The organism is Phaeodactylibacter luteus, from assembly GCF_007993045.1.
In the GTDB taxonomy this organism is placed as follows: Bacteria; Bacteroidota; Bacteroidia; order Chitinophagales; family Saprospiraceae; genus Phaeodactylibacter; species Phaeodactylibacter luteus.
Genome location: NZ_VOOR01000001.1, coordinates 231,482 through 253,058 on the forward strand (window position 1 = coordinate 231,482; position 21,577 = coordinate 253,058).

Here is a 21,577-nt window from a genome sequence, read left to right on the forward strand (position 1 = left end):
GCCATGCCAACTTCGGCAACCGTAAAACTGATCATGCTCTGGGCGGGCCTTTTGCCGTGCTTGGCTTGGGCTCAATCCAGTATACAGGGCACGCTGATCAACGAGGAGGACAACACGCCTGCCCCCTTCGTACAAGTATTGCTCTATCCTTATCAGTCTGCCCAAATTGCCGATTACGCTCTGAGCGATGAAAAAGGGGAATTCGAACTCAAGCTGCCTGCAGCCAACGGTATCTTTAGCTTGAAAACCCGTAGCCTGGCCTTCGAGCCTATGGACAAGGATATCGTATTGGCCAATGAGGACGCTACGGCCATCGCGCTTACCCTAAAGCTAAAGCCCAAAGCCCACGAGTTGGCTACCGCTACTGTAACGGACAAGCGGCCGCCAATGCTCGTCCGGGCAGACACCATTATCTATGATGTCAGCCATTGGAGCGATGCCTTCGATGAATCGCTGGAAGCAGTGCTCAAAAAAATGCCTGGAATGGAGGTGCTCCCCGATGGCGAGCTGAAAATCAAGGGCAAAAGGGTTGCCAAAGTGCTCATCGACGGTGAAGAAATAGGCGATGGCGGTGCAGCACTTCTCACCCGGTCCCTTAGCCCCGGCCGCGTAGCGGCCATCGAGGTCCGCCTCAATGAGCAAAATGAAAAACTCCGGGAGTCCTTGTTGTCCCAAAACGATTTTGTCACCCTTGACATCAAACTCAGGGACGACTTCGACCAAAGGCTGTTCGGCCAGCTCTCTGCCACCGCAGGCGCACAAGAGAAGCTCCGTTTAGGAGGGCTGGCTAAGCTGTTCTCGCTGAACCAAAACCTCAAGTTTCAGTTGCTCGGAGAACGAGATGCCTTCGGCGACCAAGCTATTTCACTTTCTAATATCAAAAACCTGGGGGCGGAGGCCTACGCAAAAATCTTTGAGCTGCCAGCTGATTTCGAACAACTGCGGTCCAACCCCGTATTCAATGAAGAGCTGTACGGGCTGCGGGAATATACCGCGATGGACTTGGCATCCGCCGGATTGACGGGCAAAGCGACGCTATCGCCAGATTTAGACCTCTACCTCGGCTCCTACAATGCTTTTGCCATGCAGCAACAGCAAAACCGCTTTGCCCAGTCAACACTGGATAACAGTCAAGCAACAGTGGCAGCGGATCAGTTGCGCTACAGCAAAGTGGCTTCCTCTAAAAACAAGGTGGAGCTGACTTTCGACCGGGAAGGCTGGAAAGCCCGCTACAATTTCAATTTTGTTTGGAATGAACAACTGCTCCGGCAGCAACAGCGATTTCTTGATCTGGAACAATTCAATTTTGCAGATGCCACGGAAAGCAGGGAAGTTTACCACAACTTTTTTGTAGAGCACCGCCTGTCGGAGGCGGCCGGCTTGCAGGCCAATGTGCTGTACAGCGCAGTGCGGGGCAATGTGCTTCGTAGCCTACAGTACAGCAGTCAGCGGTATGAGGAATTTTTCCAACCTCAAGGGTTGAATGCGGCAGACCTTGAGCAGTTGCTCCCTCAGCGGGAGGCCAAAACGGTGGGCAGGCTCTACTTGCAGACGACACACAAGTTCGGCATCACCCAAACCGGGTTCAGAGCCATGAGGGAAAGCCTAAGGGGGCAAAAGCTCCTACAGCGCGGGGGCGAAGCGGTCCCGATGGGGCCTGCCGGTTGGCAAAACAGGCAGTTCCGGCAGTGGCTGCCTTTCCTAGGGCATCAGTTCGCTGTAGGCGCTTTCCGGTCCGATGCCCAGATCGCTTACGCTTTTAATCAGTTCAACTCCTTTTCCCCCGAAGAGGGGCTCAAGCTCCGACCTCTGCTTGAGTATAAGGCCAAGTTAAGCTTTGACCTAGACGAGGACAACAACATTACCTTCAACCTAGACCGCTCTACTGCCTATTTCCCGCTTTGGCAGCTCCTGCCCGGCTGGGAGCTCCAAGGTTTCCAATCCATCGCCATACCCGGGCAATACGGGCTGGAGCCCCAGCCACAGCGCAATATGGAGCTATCTGCTACATCTTTCAGCCTTGGCCAATATGGTATTGCCATTGAACTGGCCGGTATCATGGGCAAAGCTTTCAATAGCCCGGCGCTCCGCCTTAGCCCACAAGGCATCATTGAGGTGGCCTTTCACCAATTGCCCTCGGATTACCGTGTGGGGGTGGCCAAAGTCGCAAAAGTCTTTCAAAACCTCCCTTTGCAGGCCAAACTCGAGGGCAGTATCATCCACAACCGGGCTGCCAATTTAAGCCCAACCGGAGGGGCAGTAACCGTCGGCACCCTCATCCGTGCCCTGGATCTGCGTGCTTTTACTACTTTCCAGGACCAAAACTTCAACTTCGAAAGCCGCATCAAACGGACTGATTTCCGGTTCGTCAACCCCGATGGCAGCCGTCAAAACGGGCAGCAGATATGGAACGCATATCTGACTTATAGGCACAAACTATGCTCAGATCAACTGCAACTGAGCACAACGGTGCGTGCCAACCTATTCACTGGCACCCAAAGCGCAGCTCTGTACTTGATCGACACGGAACTGCAGTACCGCTTCAAAAGCGGCCGCTTTGTGCTCAGTGCCTACAATTTATTGGACAGCAGTGAATTCCTCCTGCAAGAGATCAACCCTGTATTTTTCACAGACATACAGCGATCTGTATTTGGACGGTTCTTAAAAATCGGCTGTACTTGGGACATCAACTAAACGGGCTTAAGCCCAAATGCCGCAAGCGTTTAGGCTTTTCGGGCTCTAGTGCCTCAAGCCATAAATCCTTGCCACCCCAAGTTTCGTTATTTTCCGCCTACTCTTCGTTAAAGAACCGCTCCTTTAGCTCGGGCTAAAGTCGCGAACCTTCGCCTTGATTAGCCGGAAAATAACTTCAACTTAAGTATCAGAGATTTATGGCTTAAGGCACTAGCCTGGCATTGGCCTAGCGCTGCGCAGGGGTGGCCGAAGGCCAGACCCGACGCCTGTAGGGCGAGGGGCCGAGCGGACAGCGAGCCCCGGAGCATAGCGGCACCTGCCCGCAGGCAGGGGCAGGCCCCCATCCTTGCGGCAGGGGCAGGCCCAAAAACGACCATCTGGTTTGCGCCTAACCAAGCTGGGATACAAGCATCCGGGGCCTTATAACTCGCAAAGACAGGACAAACCGATAAGCCCTAGTGCCTCAAGCCACAACTCAGACTGCCGGATCACTGCTGAGCCATGCGCTCCATACCCGTTGGCCAGGCTGGAGCGCACCGCAAATTGGCTGTTCTACCTATCCAACTTCAAAATGGCTAATCTGCTGAGCACTTGGCCCCTGGCCAACTAAGCCCAAATGAAAGAACCATGGCAAATCAACAAGAAAATACTGACTGAGTAAAATAAAAAAACAAAAAATCATCTTGCCCAATAAGCCATTAGTAGGATAGCCCCAGCCGTACCATCCATTGTAGGCTCGTTGGTTGCATAATCGCCGATATCATCATGGTAGACGACAAATGGGTTTTGGAGGTGGGCCATCTCATCGGGCTCGTTGAGCTTAATGCCGATCAGGCTGCGGTAGATGGCCCCGTAGACCGGCCCGTCAACCAGCCCTCCGGGCGCTTCCCGCTTAGTCAAAGCCCAGATACTGGTATGCACATCTTCGGGGTACTCCCCATGAGCCGGCAGGCCAGTGAACATGCTTGTCCCCCAGGGGTTGCGGCCCAGCAGCCAATCACGCTGCAGCTGCAGGTAGCCCTCGAAGCGGCGGTCGCCGGTCATTTCCTGATACAGGATGATTTGAGTGATCAGGGCTGTGGCCAGGTTGTTAGAGCACCAGATAAATGGCACCCCGATTTGGAAGGGGTTGCGGGCTGCGCGCTCCAAGGTGGCTTCTATGCCTGCCCGGTAGTAGCCGGCCAGGGTGTCTTGAAAGGCAGGCGTTACGAGGTCATAAAGCGCATAGTGCCCCATATTGACAAAGGGATAGTACCGGTAATGCTCGGCGGTGTCCAATGGCATCCAGGATACCGTGCCCGCTTTACGGGCGTATTCCATAGCCTGCTCGAGGTAAGCTTGCTCTCCGGTCAGGCGGTACAATTCCGCAGCGCCCCATTCCATATCGTCTGCCCAGGTATCTTCGCTGTAGCGGTAAGGCGCGCCATAAGAATTGCCCTGCTGAAAGCCTTCCTTTTCCCTCCCAAGGGCATAAAGGGAGAGGGCAGCCTGTCGGCATTTTTGGGCGAAAGCCTCATCCCCCATTTCTTTCCCCTGCCAAATACGGGCCGCCATGGCCATAGCTGCAGCGCTGCGCCCAGCCAGGTTGGCCACCCCGGTAGCCTCGCTTTTGAACTCCCGGAGCCCCTGCGGCTGTCCGGTTGCAAAGTAAGCGACCCGGTAGCTGTTCTTGCCCCACCCGTAATCTGAGTTGTCCTCGTCTGGCATTTTCCATCCCCGGTGGTCCCGGTCGTCGGCTATCTGATGAATGAGCTGTTCAGGGGAAGGGTGCAGCTTGTGCAGCCAGCGGAGCCCCCAACGGGCTTCATCCAGCACATCCGGCAGGCCGTTTGCGCCGGGCTGCCCCAAGGCATTTGCCTCATCTCCAAAGGCTTGTGGGTAGAGCTCCCATGCCTTGAGCATATGCGCCGTGGCATAGCTCCCTGTGATGAGGTATTTGAGCTGATCGCCTGCATCGTGCCAGCCTCCGGAAGCATCGACGTAAGTAGAATCGGCCATAGGCCCGTACATCGAGCGGCCGTCCCGTTGATGGCAGACCACATCCAGGAAAGGGTTGTAGCCACAACGCTGCTGACGCATAAAGGACAGCAGTACAGCCGGATAACGGGCATACACCTCCTCTCCTATTTCGAAAACCGTGGAGCGTGCCCCGCCCTTGCCCAGTTGAAGGTAATACCTGCCAGGTGACTGCCAGCGGCTAAAATCTACGGTGTAATAATGAGAAAACCGGCCCCAGCCCGCTGCAACGGCAGGCTGCAGCCGCCCTTCCCAGGCCACTTCCCCACCGTCTGCTGCTACAAGCTGTACAGGCTGCTGCAGTGGGCTTTCGCCAAATACCACGGCCGACTTCGGCTCTCCCGGAAGGTAGCCAGCCTGATTGATGCGGATGAAGTGCTGCTGTGCTAGTGTGGTGAATGAAGCGAGCAGCAAGGCAAAGCAGAGCATTTTCTTTTCCATGAGCGAAGTGGTTTTATTCGTTTTGCAATAGTTCATCTACACGGGCCAGCCGGTAGCCGCCCGCCCTCAGCCACCGGATCAGCCGGGGCAGCAGGGCATAAAACTTATCGGGGCGGCGAGGGCCTACCCCGATATGGGACAACAATAAGAAGCCGTTGAGGTGGGGCGGGCGGGAAAGGCTTTCCCAAATAGCTGCTGAGCTCCGGTAATTGTGCGCTTCCGGAACGGTGTAATCGGCGTGAGTGAGTGTGCCCGGGGTCATATTGATGAGCTGTAGCCCTTCCTGAGCCGTCCAATGAGCAATGCTATCGTTGTACCACTCGTAAGGCGGGAGGAAAAAAGGGGCTGAGCCAGAAGGGATGCCCAAAGCTGCCAGCTTTTGATAATTCCGGCGCAGGTCATTCTGGAAGCTGTCGCGGGTCACAAGCAGCTGCTGCCGGTCCTCCCAAGGGCAGTACAACAGGTGGCCGTCTGAATGAGGGCCAACGTAGTGCCCCGCCTCAAAAGCCCGTTTGGCAAGCTCGGGGTAGGCCTCCAAAAAAGCACCGGTAAAAAAGAAGCTGGCCGGGGCCCCTTCTCTCTCCAACACCCGCAGGATCTCCTCACCGCCCTCGGCATATTCATGCCCGGTGAAGACCAGGGCGACCTCCGGACGGGCGGTATCGCCCCGGATGATAGCGCCCAGGTGGATGACTTGTGCGCAGCAAGGAGCTGCTGTCAGGAGGGCGGTGCCTGCACAAAACAGCCATCGCCTTGTGGCTATGAGAATTGTTCGTATTTTCAACGCGTCAGCTTTTTCAAATCCGGCCAGCCCGGCCATTCCTAAAAATACCACAATCTTTGGTTTTTCCCATCCTCACTGCAGCCCTCGTTAGCCTGGCCGCGATAGCTGCCTACCTGCGCTACCACCCCCAATTTGGCGGGCGCCTTTCGCGAGCGCTCAAACAGCGGTATGCCCGTTCCCCTCAGTGGCAGGGCGGGCAGTTTGCCAATCAGCTGGAAACTTCGGTTGACATCAGCCCTCTGACTTTCCCCGGCTTTGTGCGCGACAACCTGAGATCGGCTAAAGGGGGGCGGCCCGCACGCCCTATCCCCTTGCCGCCTTTTGATGCCAATGCATGGGCCGCTTCTGATGCGCCCTTCCAGTTCGTGTGGTTCGGGCATGCAGCCTGTCTGATGCGGATTGGCGGGCAAAATGTGCTCATCGACCCCATGCTCGGCCCCGATGCTTCCCCTGTGGGGCCTATACGCACCCGCAGGTTCAGCGAGGGCGCGCTGGAGCTCCTGCCGCATTTGCCAGAAATCGATGCGGTCCTGCTCAGCCACGACCACTACGACCACTTGGATTACGATAGCATAATGGGGCTGGCTGGCAAAGTCAGGCGCTACTATGTAGCCCTGGGGCTTGGGCGGCATTTGGACCGTTGGGGCATCCCCCCTTCCCAAGTTACGGAGCTCGATTGGTGGGATAGCGCCCGATTGGGCTCCCTGAGCGTGACCTTCACCCCTTCCCGACACTTCTCGGGGCGAGGGCTGCGCGACCGCAATGCCTGCTTATGGGGCGGCTTTGCCCTCCTGTCCCCCGCCTACCGGGTATATTGGACAGGCGACGGGGGCTACGGGCCACATTTTAAAGAAGTGGGCGAACAGCTAGGCCCTTTCGATTGGGCCTTTACCGAGTGTGGGCAGTACTACCGGCTATGGGAGCAAATCCACCAACTGCCGGAAGAAGCTGCGCAGTCTGTGCTCGATAGCGGAGCGCGCATAGGCACGCCGGTGCATTGGGGCGCCTTCAAACTGGCCCCGCACAGCTGGCAGGAGCCGGCAGAGCGCTTCCTTTCCGCTGCTGCAGCTATGCCCTTTTCCGTGGCACTGCCTGAGCCGGGCAGGATATACCAAGCGGGGCAGCCTTTGCCCGCAGCGCGCTGGTGGGGGCCGTACAGCGCGTGAGCAGGGGTGCAGACGTTACCGGGCAGGAGGTGCGCTGGCCTGATGAGCGGATGATATCTGTTGCCCTACCCCACAGCTGCTCGTAGAGCGCCACTCCAAGCTTATGGGTGCAGAGGAAGCATCCCCGGTAAAGCCGCAGGCTTTCCAATGCGGGGAAGTGAGAAAAGATTTTCAGCATACTTGCCATTGTTGCTCATCACCCGCTGACTGCGTTTGGCGCCCGCTCAGTTTTATGTATCTTTGCTAACGAACATTCATTCGTATATGACCGATAAGACCAAATTAGGAGCAGTAAGCCTTGAGGTAAGCCCTCAGGGCGTAGGGGTTATCACCTTTAGCCACCCCGCCCACAACTCCCTGCCCGGGCGCCTCCTGGCCCGCTTGGTAGAAGTGATTGAAGGCGCGGGGGAAGACCCGGCTGTAAAAGTGATTGTCCTCAAAAGCGCAGGGGAAAGGACCTTCTGCGCCGGTGCCAGCTTTGACGAGCTGATGAGCATTGGGGATTTTGAAACCGGCAAGCGGTTTTTCATGGGCTTCGCCAACGTCATTAATGCCATGCGCAAATGCCCCAAATTCATCATCGGGCGCATACAGGGCAAAACGGTAGGAGGAGGCGTTGGCCTGTGTGCCGCCACAGACTATTGCATGGCCACACAGTGGGCTTCTGTCAAGCTCAGCGAGCTGGCGATAGGCATTGGCCCCTTCGTAGTCGGCCCCGCTGTAGAACGTAAAATAGGCAAGTCTGCCATGACGCAGCTCGCCATCAATGCTACCGAATGGAAAACAGCAAAGTGGGCCCTGGAAAAAGGGCTGTTCACCGAAGTGTTTGATACGGCAGAACAAATGGACGCCTACGTTGCCCACCTTGCCCAAAAGCTGGCCGACAGCAGCCCCGAAGCGATGCAGCAGCTGAAGCAAGTAGCTTGGGAGGAAGCCGGGCATTGGGATCAGCTCTTGGAAGAGCGGGCTGCAATGAGCGGGCAGCTCGTCCTTTCCGATTTCACCCGCAACGCCATTCAGGCTTTCAAAAACAAAGATTGATGGATATCAACAAAATCCTCAAAGCCCAATACCTCGAGGTGGTTGATAAGCAGCTAAAAACAGGGGAGCCGCCCGAAACACGCACGACCCTTGAGCGCCTGTTGGAAGCTGGCGCGAGCAAAGAGAAGGCACGCCTGCTGATTGCTCAGTGCGTAGCGGTAGAGCTCAACCGCGTCATGAAGGAGAATACGTCATTCAACACAGCCCTTTTTGTCCAAAACCTCAACCGTTTGCCCGAACCTCCCCAACTATAAGCACACAATTATGGTGAACCTGGAGATCTACCTGCAGCCCACTGCTGTATTTGACTTCGACACAGCAGGGTTTCAGCGCTTCCTCAACCGGATTGGGCAGAAAAACGCCCCTCCTGTAGCCCAGGCCGTAAAACTGTACTACGCCATACGGGACGGCTGGCGGTACCACCCCTATGACATCCGCCTGCAGGAGCAGTACATGAAAGCGTCCTATCTTTTGCAGCGCCCCCGCGGGCACTGCATCGATAAGGCCGTCCTGCTCATCGCAGCCTGCAGGGGCATGGGCATACCTGCCCGGATTGGCCTGGCCAAAGTCCGCAACCACATCGCTGCAGAGCGCATGACGGAAGCGTTTGGCACAGACGAGCTAGTGCCGCATGGCTACGCTGAGCTTTGGCTGGGCGGCAAGTGGGTCAAAGCTACCCCCGCTTTCAATCAAGAGCTCTGTCAAAAGCTCGGGGTTGCCCCGCTGGAGTTCAATGGCACAAAGGACGCCCTCTTCCAAGAGTTTGACCGCAACGGGGGCACCTTCATGGAATACCTGGAAGATTACGGCGCTTTTGAAGGGTTCCCGATGGAGCGCATACGCAGCCTCATGCAAGAACACTACCCCGAAGCATTTGAACGCTTGGAAGCAACTGGGAGCCTGCTGCCTGAAATGGGCTAAGCCCTAGCAAACCGGGGCGCCCCCACCGCTGTTGAAATGCTGTACTGCCCAAAAATTACGCCGGCTGATGCCATGGCCGCCCAAAACTGCCGGCAACAGAAACCTAACCAAGTTATGATCAAGACCACAACCAATATTGCCAAAAAGACTTTGAAAGAGGGGTTCCGGCTGATGGCAACTGCCAAAGCCATGGCCGAGCTTTACGAAGGCCACTTCAAGCTGGTGTCCAAGTATGTCCACGCTACTTCGCGCGGGCATGAAGCCATACAGTTGGCTGCCGGCATGCAACTGCTGCCTCAGGATTACGTAGCCCCTTATTACCGCGATGATGCTCTCCTCCTTGGCATCGGGATGTCCCCTTATGACCTTATGCTACAGCTGATGGCCAAACGGGACGACCCCTTCTCCGGGGGCCGTACTTACTACTCCCACCCCAGCCTCAATGACCCTGGCAAGCCTAAAATACCTCACCAATCTTCTGCCACCGGCATGCAAGCCATCCCAACTACAGGCGTTGCCATGGGCATTCAGTACAAAGAACTGCATGGGCTGGCCAATTATAAAAAAGGGGAAAAAAAGCCGGTCGTCATTTGTTCCCTCGGCGATGCCTCAGTCACAGAAGGCGAAGTGGCCGAAGCCCTGCAGATGGCCGCGCTCAAGCAGTTCCCCATCATCTTCTTGGTCCAGGACAATGGCTGGGACATTTCTGCCAATGCAGCAGAAACAAGGGCGCAGCATGCCGCTGATTACGCTAAAGGTTTCCACGGGCTGGAAAGCCTCAGCATAGATGGCTCTGATTTTGTAGGCTGCTATGCTACACTGCAAAAAGTCATTGAAACCGTCCGCAAAGAACGCCGCCCCTTCTTGGTCCGTGCTGAAGTGCCCCTGCTCAACCACCACACCTCAGGCGTGCGCAAGGAATGGTACCGCGATGATCTGGAAGAAGCTGCCCGCCAAGACCCCTACCCCATCCTTCGAGATCTGCTCATCAATAGGGAAATCCTGTCCGAAAAACAGGCCGAGAACCTCGAGGAAAAAGCCCGCCAAGCGGTGGCAGAGGACTTCGAGCGCGCCAGGAATATGGAAGACCCTCGCCCGGAAGACCTCTACACGCATGATTTTGCCCCTACCCCCGTCACAGCAGAACAAGGAGAACGGGCGCCGGCTGGCAACGCTCCTACGGTCATGGTCGATAGTGCACTTTTCGCTGTAGAAGAGCTCATGCGGGAACACCCCGAATGCCTGCTCTACGGGCAAGATGTAGGCGGCCGCCTCGGCGGCGTCTTCCGCGAAGCTGCGACCCTGGCAAAAAAATTTGGCGACAGCCGCGTTTTCAATACCCCTATACAAGAAGCGTTCATCATCGGCAGCACAGTCGGCATGTCCGCAGTAGGGCTTAAGCCTATCGTCGAAGTACAATTCGCAGATTATATCTGGCCAGGCCTCAATCAGCTGTTCACAGAAGTAAGCCGCTCCTGCTACCTGTCCAATGGCAAGTGGCCCGTGAGCGCCATCATCCGCGTGCCCATCGGGGCTTATGGCAGCGGCGGCCCCTACCACTCTTCTAGTGTAGAATCCGTGCTTGCGAATATCCGTGGCATCAAAATCGCCTATCCCAGCACCGGGGCGGATCTCAAAGGCCTTATGAAGGCAGCTTTTCATGACCCCAACCCTGTGGTCATGCTAGAGCACAAAGGCCTGTACTGGTCCAAAATAAAAGGCACAGAAGCGGCCAAAACCGTTATGCCCAGCGAAGACTATATCATCCCCTTCGGCCAGGCCCGGACGGCCTTGCAAGCAGCAGACGGACAGGTCGAAGCCGGCACCTCTATGGCAGTCATCACCTATGGTATGGGCGTACATTGGGCACTGAACGCCGCTCAGGCTTATCCTGGGCAGGTGGAGGTCATCGACTTGCGCACCCTCCATCCTCTAGATGAAGAAGCCATGTACACTGCTGCCCGCCGCCACGGCCGCGTGCTCGTTGTGACAGAGGAACCGGTCAACAACACCTTTGCCCAAAGCCTCGCAGCGCGCATTCAGGAGGCGTGCTTCCAATATCTTGATGCCCCCGTGCGCACTATTGGCTCCAAAAACATGCCGGCCATCCCCCTCAACGAAGTCTTGGAACGGGAAATGGTCCTTAGTATGGGGCAAGTCCGGGAAGCAATGGGGGAATTGCTAGCCTACTGAACAGCCTATGGGCCTCATACAGGAGCTATACAAAGTCATCGAAAAGGAAGGGGGCTGGAGCCCACCGCGGCTTATCCCACGGGGCAGCTTTCTCGTACAAGAAGGCGCCCCCCACCCTCACCTGTACTACCTGCTCAGCGGCAGTGTCCGTGTATTCCTGCAGCAAGGGGAAGAAGAGCACACCATACGCTTCGGTTACGAAGGGGACTTTATCGCTGCCTTAGACAGTTTTATCTCCGGAAAACCCACCATTTACAGCCTACAAGCCTTGCGCCAATGTGAAGTGCTCAGCATTCCCCGCCAAGCCTACGAAGAGCTGTTAGGGCGGGAGCCGGGTTACCGCCGGCTCTATCAACAGCTGCTCGAGCAATTGGCCCTCCAGCAAATGGAGCGCGAACAAGACCTGCTCATCAATGCCCCGGCAGCACGGTACCATAGGGTACTGAGCCGTAGCCCGCAGCTCTTTCAGGAAGTCCCGCATAAATACATCGCTTCCTACCTCCGCATGACGCCAGAAACCCTTTCCAGGCTGAAAAAGTAGGCCCGCGCAGCTGTAATCTTGATTTCAATCAAGGCGCTTCCGCCCGTAAGCCCCCATCTTTGTGGAAAATGCTAGAAACATGGAAGCCCAAGTTTTGATCGACGACCTCCAAGCCCGAACCCACGATCACATACAACGCACACAAGCCCTGCTCCAACACACGAGCGGAGCCCTCAACGCCCGTTCTGCCCCCAGGAAGTGGAGCGCGCTAGAGTGTATCGAACACCTCAACCGCTACGGCGATTTCTACCTCCCAGAAGTAAACGGCCAACTGGCCAAAGCAGCCCGGTCAGCACAAAAACACTACCGGCCCGGCTGGCTTGGCGATTATTTTGCCCAATCCATGCTGCCCCGCGAGCCCCTAAACCGGATGAGCACTTTCCGCTCCATGAACCCCTCCGGCAGCCAATTAGACAAGGATACCCTACACCAGTTCATCCGCCAACAAGAACAGTGGCTACAGCTGCTTGAGCAGTCCCGTGAGGTGGACCTGCAGCGCACCAAAACCGCCATTTCCATTTCCCGTTGGATCAAGCTCCGCCTTGGCGACACCCTGCGTATAGTCATCTACCACAACTTCCGGCACCTGCTTCAGGCCGAACAAGCCGTAAAGGGTTAGGGCGTACCCCGCCCCTGTGGTTGCCAGGCGGGCGGGGCGCTACGTTTCGGGGCTTGGCTGCCACTCGCCGTGGCATCTGCTCCAAAGGAGCACCCCTCCACATCGCTTACGCAAAGCCCAGGAGCACCCCTCTCAGAGAACTACTCTGACACCGTGACTACGCTGCGTACCGGATCCGGCCACGCCCCTTCGTTATCTTTCACCCGCACACTGATGGCATATTGGCCTGGCTCAGGATAGATATAGTTGAGTACCGGATCAGGCGTTTCTACCTAGTAAAAGCCTTCCAGGGTAAACTCATAAGCCACAAGGCTACCGCCCCAGGCGCTTATGCTTTTCGGGCTTCAGCCTGGCATTGGCCTAGCGCTGCGCAGGGGTGGCCGAAGGCCAGACCCGACCCCTGTAGGGCGAGGGGCCGAGCGGATAGCGAGCCCCGGAGCATAGCGGCACCTGCCAGATGGCAGGGGCAGGCCCCACCCCGCAAAGCAGGCTGGGCAGAAAAAAACGGCAATTGGATTTGCCCCCCAACCATTCCAACGAGCACTGCACGAGAAGAATTGATGAAAAAAATGCTCAATATGCGTTCACCATTGTGCCAAATAGATAATTCCCTTAACTTGCTGAGGAACCCATAAAAGAAAGTATGAAAAAACGACAACACCTAACCCTGGTTTTCGCCTGCCTTGCCACTTTTGCTTTCTCCCAAGATACCATCATCTTAAAAAGCGGGAAACAGTTTTTGGCTTACGCCGAATACTATGCCACCAATTATTTACAGTATTCAAAGCCCGGCTCCCCCAATGCCAAGCAAGGCTTCCCCCTCGACAGCATTGCCGAAGTACGATACAGGGCAATGACTATTGCCCGCCCCAATTACTATCAGGGCGAGCTGATCAATGACGAAGCCTGCCAGGACAAGCAGCAATCCTGGATTTTTTACCAGGGCATACATGAGTATATTGCACAGGTAGACAGCTGCGACCTCAACTACCTCTACCTGAAAACCGCTTCGGGCGATGCCGCCGCACTGCTCCGCCACAAGGTACGTTTCGCATCAAAGCCTGCCCTGAGGGAAACCTGGCAGACGTGGCACGACCCTACGCGCACGAGGGGGGCGCTGCAGCCTACTGCATTCGGGCTGAATGCAGGAGAAATACTCTACAGCAACACAGGCCTCCTCGCCAATCAGCTGCATATCGGTTTGACCAACTTCCTCACAGTAAGCGGCGGGGTGGCTGTACTGCCCGGTGTAATGCCCGACGACCGTACACGATTCCCCGTTTGGGCCAGGGCGCACCTCTCCCTCCCATTGATAAAAAACAAACTGACGCTTGGGGCAGGGGGCATCACCGGTGCCGCTAATGACGGCCTCGCCAATTTTAACATGTTGTATACCAACCTCTCTTTAGGCACTCCCCTTAGCCACTTGACGCTGAGCGCAGGGTTCCCAAGGGTTAGGTACATTTTTGAAAGCAGCAGGTTTATCAACTATATAGAAGGGGATGTCCGGCTACTGACCCTTGGGCTGAGCGCAGCCTCTACGGTCAACCCGCAGCTCTCCATCCTTACGGATAATTCCATCCTGAAATCGCCCGGAGGGCGCCCTATATTCCGCTTTTCCGCAGGAGCGCGCTACCGATTGAAATGGTTCAGCATTCTGACTGTACCGGGGCTGCGGTACCATCAGAGCCAAGGTACTTGGTGGCCCTCGTTGCTACTCGGGGCAGACGTCCCCCTGAGGCGGGTGGCGGATTAAAGGCGTGTTGGGACTTTAAGTTTGAGGCGAACGCAGCCAAATTTCATGCTAATCAAGGCGAAAAACGGAGTCGATGCCGGCAGCATCGGCGAGTATTTTTAACGCTGAGTAGCACAAAATTCGGCAAGTGCAGACCAAATTTTAAACTCCCAACACGCTCTCTAAACAAAAACAGGCTGTCGGGCGCCCCTGCTACACACAAATCAGGGGGCCGACAGCCTGTACAAGCCAGTTATACAGCTTCCGGCTCAAAAATGTCCACTAAACCGGCCGGAAGCGGTTTAACTTTATGATCCTTCAATATTGGGCTTCCCCCCTATTTGGCGTTGCTGCAATCCATGTACTTCCCGTAGCGGGCATCCGCCATAATCAGGCCATCAAAACGCACCTCATTGCTGAAATTGTTGCCATTATGGTTCTGACGGACCTTGAAACCGTGCAGCATACAACGCCCATCGGGGTTTTTCTGGGAGAACGCACCATAAGCCCAGCGGTAGAGGGTTTCCCCGGTCACTTTGTGGCGCACCACTTCCCAATCATTCGATTGTACCACCACGGATTTCAGTTGCTGCCCGTCCTTTTTGCAAAGCGCGTTGAGGAATTGCTTAGAAGCATTGAGCACATTGGCGTCTTGGTGCAAGCGGCCAGGGCCCGGCATAGATACAGCAGCTTCCCCTGCGCGCAATGCAGCAAGATATTTCTGCTCCAGCTTTCCTTCGTAGCTTTTAGCCATTTCGAGGCCCTTGCCATTGTCCCACTCCGCAACGCCTTCCTCTGTAGGGGCGACTACAGCTACAACCACAACATCCACAAAATAGGCGGGCACACCATGTGCCATCGCAGCATTCTCAAGCGTGCCCCCATAAATAACGTAGGTGTCTTCTCCTACTTCAAGCACTCGCGCACCTTCCCCATTAAAAGCAATATCCTGGCTGGGGTTGAGCGGGCTGGGCAATATCATAGAGCCCGTCACGATAGCATGAACGGTCACGCCTTGGGGAGCATCTTCTTGTAGGAAATCTGGGGGAGAGATGGCCGCAAATTTATCTTCAGGCCCCTCGTCTGCCGGATAGAAGGCAATATAATCTACCATATCGCTGCCCCGGTGGGTCAGAACGCCTGCGACCGGCTCAGGAGGCCCGTACGGGCTCTCCATCTGCTTGAACGTGGCAGAAGTCTTCAAAGCGTTCAGTGCTGCCATAGCCGCGCCCCCTTCGTCCGATTGGGCGAGTGCAGATTTCGCCTGTTCTTTCAGGCGTTTCATAAGCTGTGCATTAGCGGTTTGGGCAGAAAAAGAGAGCGCAAGGATAAGGGCTGCAGCCCCAAGTTGTTTGAACAGTGTTTCCAAAGCGGTTTGTTTGAGTGAGTAATTGATAAGGACAAAATTAAGCCCCTGCCTTTCCCTACCAGCCGCCCATGTATGACTGTGGAGCATGGCTGCACAAACGTACCGCCTTCCTGCATAAACGCAAACGGCCATGGCCAGCCTCAAGTGTGGGGCTGGCCATGGCCGAGGTCTGCTCAGGCGCTTTTCCCGCTATTCCACCACCACCTGTACGGCCTCACCGCCAATGTGGAGGAAGTATATGCCCGGAGCATGGGCGCTCAGGTCCAACCCAATATGGCTAATGCCTGGCGGGATGGGCTGCTGCTGCACCATTTGCCCCTGTGCGTTGTACACCCTCACTTCAGGTGCCGCCCCTTCCGGGGACAGCCCCTGAAGCGTCGCCTGGCCTGATGTCGGATTGGGGAAAACCGATAGGGCCGAGGGCAAAGCCTCTCCCTGAGGGGCAACTGTGCTGCCCTGCAGCTGCAGCCCGCCACCTCCTAAGCTGCTGCCGCCACCGGATAGGCTGACCCCGCTAAAGGAAGCTTCCACCGCAAGGCCCGGGCGGATAGAGAACACGGCAAGGCCTACCTCCGTACAACTCCCCATCGGCACCACAAGCTGTGCCAGCAGCTGAAACTGTACCCCGTTCAGGCTGCGGTACAGCCTGAACAGGTTGCCCTGACGCTGCAAACGCATCCATCCGCCTGGGCTGCCCATGTGAAGGGCCGCTTGCTTCGCACCCCCCGTGACCGTGCGCGACTCACGCCGGTAGATGCTGCCACCGGCTGTGTACAGCCCTACATAACGGCTGCCTGCGCTTGACCCTTCCCTCGCCACAAGCCCTGCATATCCGTTGGACACCGACGAAACACGGGCGGTAAGGGTGAAATCGCCACATACCGACTGCCAGGCGCCGCCCAAATGGTCCTCAGGGCCATTGATGGGGTTGAGCGCTCCGCTCGTGACCGATACCTCCTGTGACGCTGTGCAGGGGCTATAACCGGCCAGGGTGCCCGGTGCGCTGCCCACCTCTGCCCCATACCACGGGGCAGGCAAGCCCATGCCCTCTACTATCGTGACCTGAGCCGTACAGCTCGCGCTGCCGCCATTGCCATCGGTTGCCGTCAGCGTCACCGGCTGAATGCCGAGGTCGCCACAGGTAAAGTGCTCCTGATCCAGGCTGAGCGTGCCGGTGCCACAAGCCTCCGAGGCGCCATCGTCTATCATGCCGGGCGTAAGGAAGAGGTGCCCATCGGGGCCCAGCTCAACGGTGATGTTGCTGCAGCCAACGGTAGGGATGCAGTCCGGGCAGTCGGTATTTACCGGCTCAAAGCTGCCGGTCACCGTAGGGGAAAATTCGGTCCAAATGCCATTGGCCCGCGCGCGCACCTTTACCTCAACTGCCTGAGAATTGGTGAAACAGCCCGTGCAACTGTAGACATAGGTAGTCGCTGATGTATTCGCATTGACCAGCGGAATGGCCGCTCCGGCATTGGCCAGAACTATATTATACAAATCCGCCCCCTCAACAGCAGTCCACGCCAGCGGGATGGTGATGCCTTCTTCAGGGCGCCCCTCATTGGAGCAGCCGTTGTCCAGGATAGCCCCCTCTGTAAATGCGGTGATGGAAGGCGGGCCAATGGGGCATGGCCCGCACAGCAAGCCGCCGCAGTCCACGCCGGTCTCATCGCCATTCTGAATGCCATCGCTGCAGGTCTCGCAGGAGCCATCGTCCTGATTGGCTGCCGGGTTGTAGTTGTGGGCGGTGGGGTCGGTGCAGCCGGGGGTGGGCGGGCAATCTTTGCTGTCGCCGGTGATATTCCATCCGTAGGTATTGATTAGTGTGTTCCGAGCGGTTTCTCCGGCGCAGTAGGTCAGGCCATCAGCCCCCAGGCTTACGTTGCTTTGTACATTTTGTGCGGCCCAGCCGATAAGGGTGTTGTCGTAGTTGGTTTGGGAAAGGCCGGCTTCAGCGAACATCCATCTCATATCGGAAGCGGAAGCAATATCCCATGCACTTAGGTCTTGATCAAAGCTTTCTGCAAATTCAAACATGCTAATCATGCTTTCCACACTGGAAACCTCCCAAGAAGATATATCCTGATTGAAGCTAGTAGCACCAGAAAACATGTAATCCATATTTGTCACCCCCGAAGTATTCCAACTACTAATATCCTGATTGAAGCTGGAAGCCTCTTCAAAAAGGAGCTGCATAGAGGTTAAATTGCTAACGTCCCAGTTGCCTATATTTTGATTAAAGCTGGCCGCGCCATCAAACATTCGGCTCATGTTGGTCACTGTTGAGACATCCCAGTTACCAATATCCTGATTAAAGGAGGAAGCGTCGGCAAACATATTCCACATCCTTTCCGCCTGGCTTACATCCCAAGTTGTTATATCACCGTTGAAGGAGGCTGCCCCTTCAAAAGTCGAGTTAAAGTATTTCCCATTAGATACATCCCATGTATCCAAATCCTGATCAAAAGCAGCTGCACCCTTGAATAGTGCTCCAAAGTGATTGCTTCCCGAAACATCCCAATTATCTAAAGGCTGATTGAAAGAAGCAGCTCCCAGAAATACCGCTTCCAGCGAAAAACAACTGGAGACATCCCAATTATTTAGCGGTTGGTTAAAGGCAAGAGCGCCATCAAACATGTATCTAATATCTGTCACACTTCCGGTATTCCATTGGTTCAAAGGTTGATTGAAAGCAACAGCCCCGGAAAACATTCGAAGCATTGATCTGACATTTGAAACATCCCAATCGCTAATGTCTCCGTTAAAACTGGAAGCGTTGGCAAACATAAAGATGAGGAAGCGGACATTTGAGACATCCCAATTATTGAGATTGCCATTAAACGACGTTGCGCCAAAAAACATTGACGACATGCTAAATACATTTGATAGATCAGGTGCATCTACTGCATTATAGACCAAGTTCTCGGCTCCATAAAATGCGCGCTCCATACTCGCCCACGCAATATCTCCCCACTGATCTACTGAAAGTATTTTCTCTCTGTCGCCAACATTGTTAAAATAGATACGTGGAAAATCCCCCCGTATAGCCACCTGATAGGTACCCGCCGTACCATAATCATGCGTTATACTTCCAGTAACCCCGAAATCATCGTAGATACCGTCATTTTCCCAGTCTACATCATAGCTGTAACCGGTGCCGGTAGTGGGAATGGTGATCGAGGTGGAATTGGAAGTGCCGGGGCTGTCGGTCTTCCAGGTGGTAAGAAAAGGGGCCATACCCTCAAAAGGAGAACAAGCAGTACGTACATCATTGAGCGAGTTACAGCCCGGGGCGTTATTTGAAATATTAACTGTATTTCCCGGGACACTTGCGTAGTCACAAATATTGGACACTCCACAGATAGCAAGGTTAGGAGAGTTCGCAATCGATAAACTGCTCATATTTGAGATATCGATGTTTTCTATGGAGGAAAGTGAAGTCAGGCCTGCACACTGATTAACATAAAACCTATCTTCAATTGTACTTACCTGACTTACACCTCCTATATCATTCAGGTTAGGATTCGAAACCAATGAAAAATCATAGATATAATCTAGGCTGGATAATCCCGAAAGGTTAGACAAACTCTGATTGCTAAATATATTAAATACGCCATGTACGGACACCAGCCCATCCAATCCATTTAAACTTAACAAGTTTGAGTTATTACCAATCCCGAGGTTCCCGGTTATGTTTGTCAGGCCTTCCAAGCCTTGCAAACTAGTCAGCGCTTGGTTCGAGATAATACCTAAGTTTCCATTAATAACCGTCAACTGACTAAGCGGGCTAAGATCCGTAATATCACCAGGGGTAGCTTCTATGATTGTCAGTGTGCCGGGCATTATAGCACATCCCGGATAATCCGTCGGGAAGGCATCAATCTGAGCCTGTGATGACAGGGTGAGGCTGCCGGTAGGGCAGCTTTGGGCCAACATCGTGGCCGATGAACTCAGCAAGAGCGAACAGAGCAATAGAGCCCATCGCCCTATTGCTTTCGTGGGTAAAGAACATTTCATAGTGTACAGGATTTAATGTGCAGAGGTATACCCTGCCAAAGGCAGCTCCTATCAAAACAAGGGTGCCTTTTCAGGTTTTTGTAGCTGTAGCAATCGCGTTAGAATAGAATTTGCTAATGTGGCAGCTTTTGTAGTAGCCATCCACAGCAAGGTTAAAGTGTGCCCCAAGGGCCCTAAGGTGCTGTTTACGTTAACCAATCAGGAGGGCGCGGGCAATCCCCCGCATCAGCCTGTATGTGCCGCCCTTTCGCAGGGCACGGCCAGCCTTCAGCACGATTGCGCCCAAGGCCGGCCACAACAAGCCCGGCTTTCCCATTTACAGATAAACCGAAATTTTGCCCGGAGCCTTGCCCTTAGTCTGATGATCTGACCAATTGCCGTCCACATACACTTTTACCGTGCCTTCGCTCGCATGCTCAACGTAGGCAATGCCGTCTGAATTCGTGTAAAAATTCTTGGTGAAGCCGCTCACCGACAGCCCACCTACAAACTCCAGAGATACCTTGTAGCCGCTCCCAACACGCTTGCCATCCTTGTAGACGATCACAGTGGTGGTATGATCTCCAGCGGCCGGGCATTCATCCACGATTGCTTTTGCCGGGGCCTCCCCAAGGAAAGTAAAGGCAGGGGCAAAAAAGCAACAGGCTGCCAAAAACAAAATTGAAGCAAGGTTTTTCATACTTAGTGGTTTTTAAGTGGCAAAATGGGGCAACTTGCCTTGCCAAAGTCAAGCCAGCCCTTGATAATTGTTTTATGATCAACAATTTACGGGCTCCCAAAGCCGTAGCCAACCCATCCCTATGAACAGCACAGAAATCCTTACCAATAGCCCCAAAATGCCATAAGCAGGGATACCTTTTGGGGCCTCCCGCGCCTTAGCGCACTAAGGCGCGGGCCGCTATGCTCCGGGGCTCGCTCCTCGCTCGGCCCTACCGGGCTTCCCACCCCTCCGCAGCGCTAGTCCGTTGCCACGCTATAGCCGATCAAGCCTGATGGCCCACAAACATCAGGGCCAGCCATCAGCCTGCCTTGTCCTCTTTCCTGCCCTGCCCGAACAAATCCCCTCGGGAATTTGTACCCCTCCCGGAACCAATACGCAAATTCATGCCCGCATTGCGCCTCGCCCTAGACTGGACCCCCAACACCAACCACACCGGATTTTTCACCGCACAAGCTTTAGGCTACTATGCAGAGGCCGGCATGGCCCTGGAAATCCTCCACCCCGGACAGGACAATTACCAGACTACCCCCGCCAGAAAATTGCTGCGGGGGCAGGCCGATATCGCCGTTGCGCCCAGCGAAAGCGCCATCAGCCTGCATACCAAAGAAAAGCCCGCCGAAGCGGTCGCTATTGCCGCCATCTTGCAGCAAGACCTCAGCGGCATTGCCGTGCTGAAAGAGAGCGGCATACAACGCCCTGCTGAGCTTGCTGGGCGGAAATATGCTTCCTACGGTGCCCGTTACGAAGATCAGATTGTAAAAACAATGGTAGCCAATGATCTCGGGAGTGCCAAAGGCCAAGCCGAAGCCCCCCTGCTCTCCTACCCTTCCAAACTCGGCATTTGGGATACCCTGCTCAAGGGCCAGGCCGATGCCACCTGGATATTCACCAACTGGGAAGGGGTTGCCGCCGAACAGCAGGGCATACAGCTGCGAACATTCCGGATGGAGGACTATGGCATCCCTTATGGCTACTCCCCCGTGCTGCTCGCGCTCGGGCCTACGCTGCGGGCTGCCCCCAACCTCTTCCGGCGCTTTCTAAAAGCGTCTGCCAAAGGTTTCCAGTACGCTGCAGCGCATCCGCAGGAGGCTGTTTCCCACCTTGCCCCACATGTGCCCAGCCAAGATAGCGCACAGATCGACCTTTTAAAAGCCCAGCAGCTCACCGGTAGCGCCTACCTATATGACGGCCAATGGGGCTATATGGCCCCCAAGCGGGTAGAGGCTTTTGGGCAATGGCTAAAAACCCACCACATAGAACCCGCAGACCTCGACCTACACCGCATCTTCTCCAATGAATGGCTGAACGGATAACCTGCC

16 protein-coding genes are annotated in these 21,577 nt (G+C 55.3%); 10 read left to right on the forward strand and 6 right to left on the reverse strand.

Annotated features, from left to right (window positions below):
• Positions 1-3: 3 nt before the first annotated feature.
• Positions 4-2,694, forward strand: coding sequence for a peptidase associated/transthyretin-like domain-containing protein (locus tag FRY97_RS00815; RefSeq protein ID WP_147165508.1), 2,691 nt, complete (start codon positions 4-6; stop codon positions 2,692-2,694).
• Between the two features lie 678 nt (positions 2,695-3,372).
• Here FRY97_RS00815 and FRY97_RS00825 read toward each other — a convergent pair.
• Both FRY97_RS00825 and FRY97_RS00830 read right to left on the reverse strand, forming a co-directional pair.
• Positions 3,373-5,151 (reverse strand): glycoside hydrolase family 9 protein, encoded by a 1,779-nt coding sequence (locus tag FRY97_RS00825; protein WP_147165510.1) that lies wholly within the window; start codon positions 5,149-5,151, stop codon positions 3,373-3,375.
• 13 nt (positions 5,152-5,164) lie between these two features.
• Positions 5,165-5,935, reverse strand: a complete 771-nt coding sequence (locus FRY97_RS00830; RefSeq protein ID WP_211356778.1) for a polysaccharide deacetylase family protein — start codon at positions 5,933-5,935, stop codon at positions 5,165-5,167.
• Between the two features lie 56 nt (positions 5,936-5,991).
• Here FRY97_RS00830 and FRY97_RS00835 point away from each other — a divergent pair, with 56 nt between their 5' ends.
• The 8 genes from FRY97_RS00835 (at position 5,992) to FRY97_RS00870 (ending at position 14,172) form a co-directional block, all read left to right on the forward strand.
• Positions 5,992-7,101, forward strand: coding sequence for an MBL fold metallo-hydrolase (locus FRY97_RS00835; protein ID WP_147165511.1), 1,110 nt, complete (start codon positions 5,992-5,994; stop codon positions 7,099-7,101).
• 264 nt (positions 7,102-7,365) lie between these two features.
• Positions 7,366-8,142 carry an enoyl-CoA hydratase/isomerase family protein gene (locus tag FRY97_RS00840; protein WP_147165512.1) on the forward strand — a complete coding sequence of 259 codons (777 nt, stop codon included), beginning with the start codon at positions 7,366-7,368 and terminating at the stop codon, positions 8,140-8,142.
• Positions 8,142-8,396, forward strand: coding sequence for a hypothetical protein (locus FRY97_RS00845; RefSeq protein WP_147165513.1), 255 nt, complete (start codon positions 8,142-8,144; stop codon positions 8,394-8,396). Before FRY97_RS00840 ends, FRY97_RS00845 begins: the two co-directional genes overlap by 1 nt.
• Positions 8,397-8,406: 10 nt before the next feature.
• Positions 8,407-9,063: a transglutaminase-like domain-containing protein gene (locus FRY97_RS00850; protein WP_147165514.1), complete on the forward strand. Its 657-nt coding sequence runs from the start codon at positions 8,407-8,409 to the stop codon at positions 9,061-9,063.
• A gap of 114 nt (positions 9,064-9,177) precedes the next feature.
• Positions 9,178-11,256 (forward strand): alpha-ketoacid dehydrogenase subunit alpha/beta, encoded by a 2,079-nt coding sequence (locus FRY97_RS00855; protein ID WP_147165515.1) that lies wholly within the window; start codon positions 9,178-9,180, stop codon positions 11,254-11,256.
• 7 nt (positions 11,257-11,263) lie between these two features.
• Positions 11,264-11,797: a Crp/Fnr family transcriptional regulator gene (locus tag FRY97_RS00860; protein WP_147165516.1), complete on the forward strand. Its 534-nt coding sequence runs from the start codon at positions 11,264-11,266 to the stop codon at positions 11,795-11,797.
• Between the two features lie 79 nt (positions 11,798-11,876).
• Positions 11,877-12,416 (forward strand): DinB family protein, encoded by a 540-nt coding sequence (locus FRY97_RS00865; protein ID WP_147165517.1) that lies wholly within the window; start codon positions 11,877-11,879, stop codon positions 12,414-12,416.
• Positions 12,417-13,059: 643 nt separating this feature from the next.
• Entirely contained in the window at positions 13,060-14,172 is a 1,113-nt protein-coding gene (locus FRY97_RS00870; protein WP_147165518.1) for a hypothetical protein, read from the forward strand.
• Positions 14,173-14,488: 316 nt separating this feature from the next.
• Here the strand turns inward: FRY97_RS00870 and FRY97_RS00875 are convergent, their stop codons facing one another.
• The 4 genes from FRY97_RS00875 to FRY97_RS00885 form a co-directional block, all read right to left on the reverse strand.
• Positions 14,489-15,520 (reverse strand): hypothetical protein, encoded by a 1,032-nt coding sequence (locus tag FRY97_RS00875; RefSeq protein WP_147165519.1) that lies wholly within the window; start codon positions 15,518-15,520, stop codon positions 14,489-14,491.
• 189 nt (positions 15,521-15,709) lie between these two features.
• Positions 15,710-18,922, reverse strand: a complete 3,213-nt coding sequence (locus FRY97_RS00880) for a BspA family leucine-rich repeat surface protein (protein WP_170254438.1) — start codon at positions 18,920-18,922, stop codon at positions 15,710-15,712.
• Positions 18,923-19,397: 475 nt separating this feature from the next.
• Positions 19,398-19,532, reverse strand: coding sequence for a hypothetical protein (locus FRY97_RS23185; protein ID WP_262712214.1), 135 nt, complete (start codon positions 19,530-19,532; stop codon positions 19,398-19,400).
• Positions 19,533-19,853: 321 nt separating this feature from the next.
• Positions 19,854-20,216 carry a hypothetical protein gene (locus FRY97_RS00885; protein WP_147165521.1) on the reverse strand — a complete coding sequence of 121 codons (363 nt, stop codon included), beginning with the start codon at positions 20,214-20,216 and terminating at the stop codon, positions 19,854-19,856.
• 425 nt (positions 20,217-20,641) lie between these two features.
• Here FRY97_RS00885 and FRY97_RS00890 point away from each other — a divergent pair, with 425 nt between their 5' ends.
• Entirely contained in the window at positions 20,642-21,571 is a 930-nt protein-coding gene (locus tag FRY97_RS00890) for an ABC transporter substrate-binding protein (RefSeq protein WP_147165522.1), read from the forward strand.
• Positions 21,572-21,577: the final 6 nt, after the last annotated feature.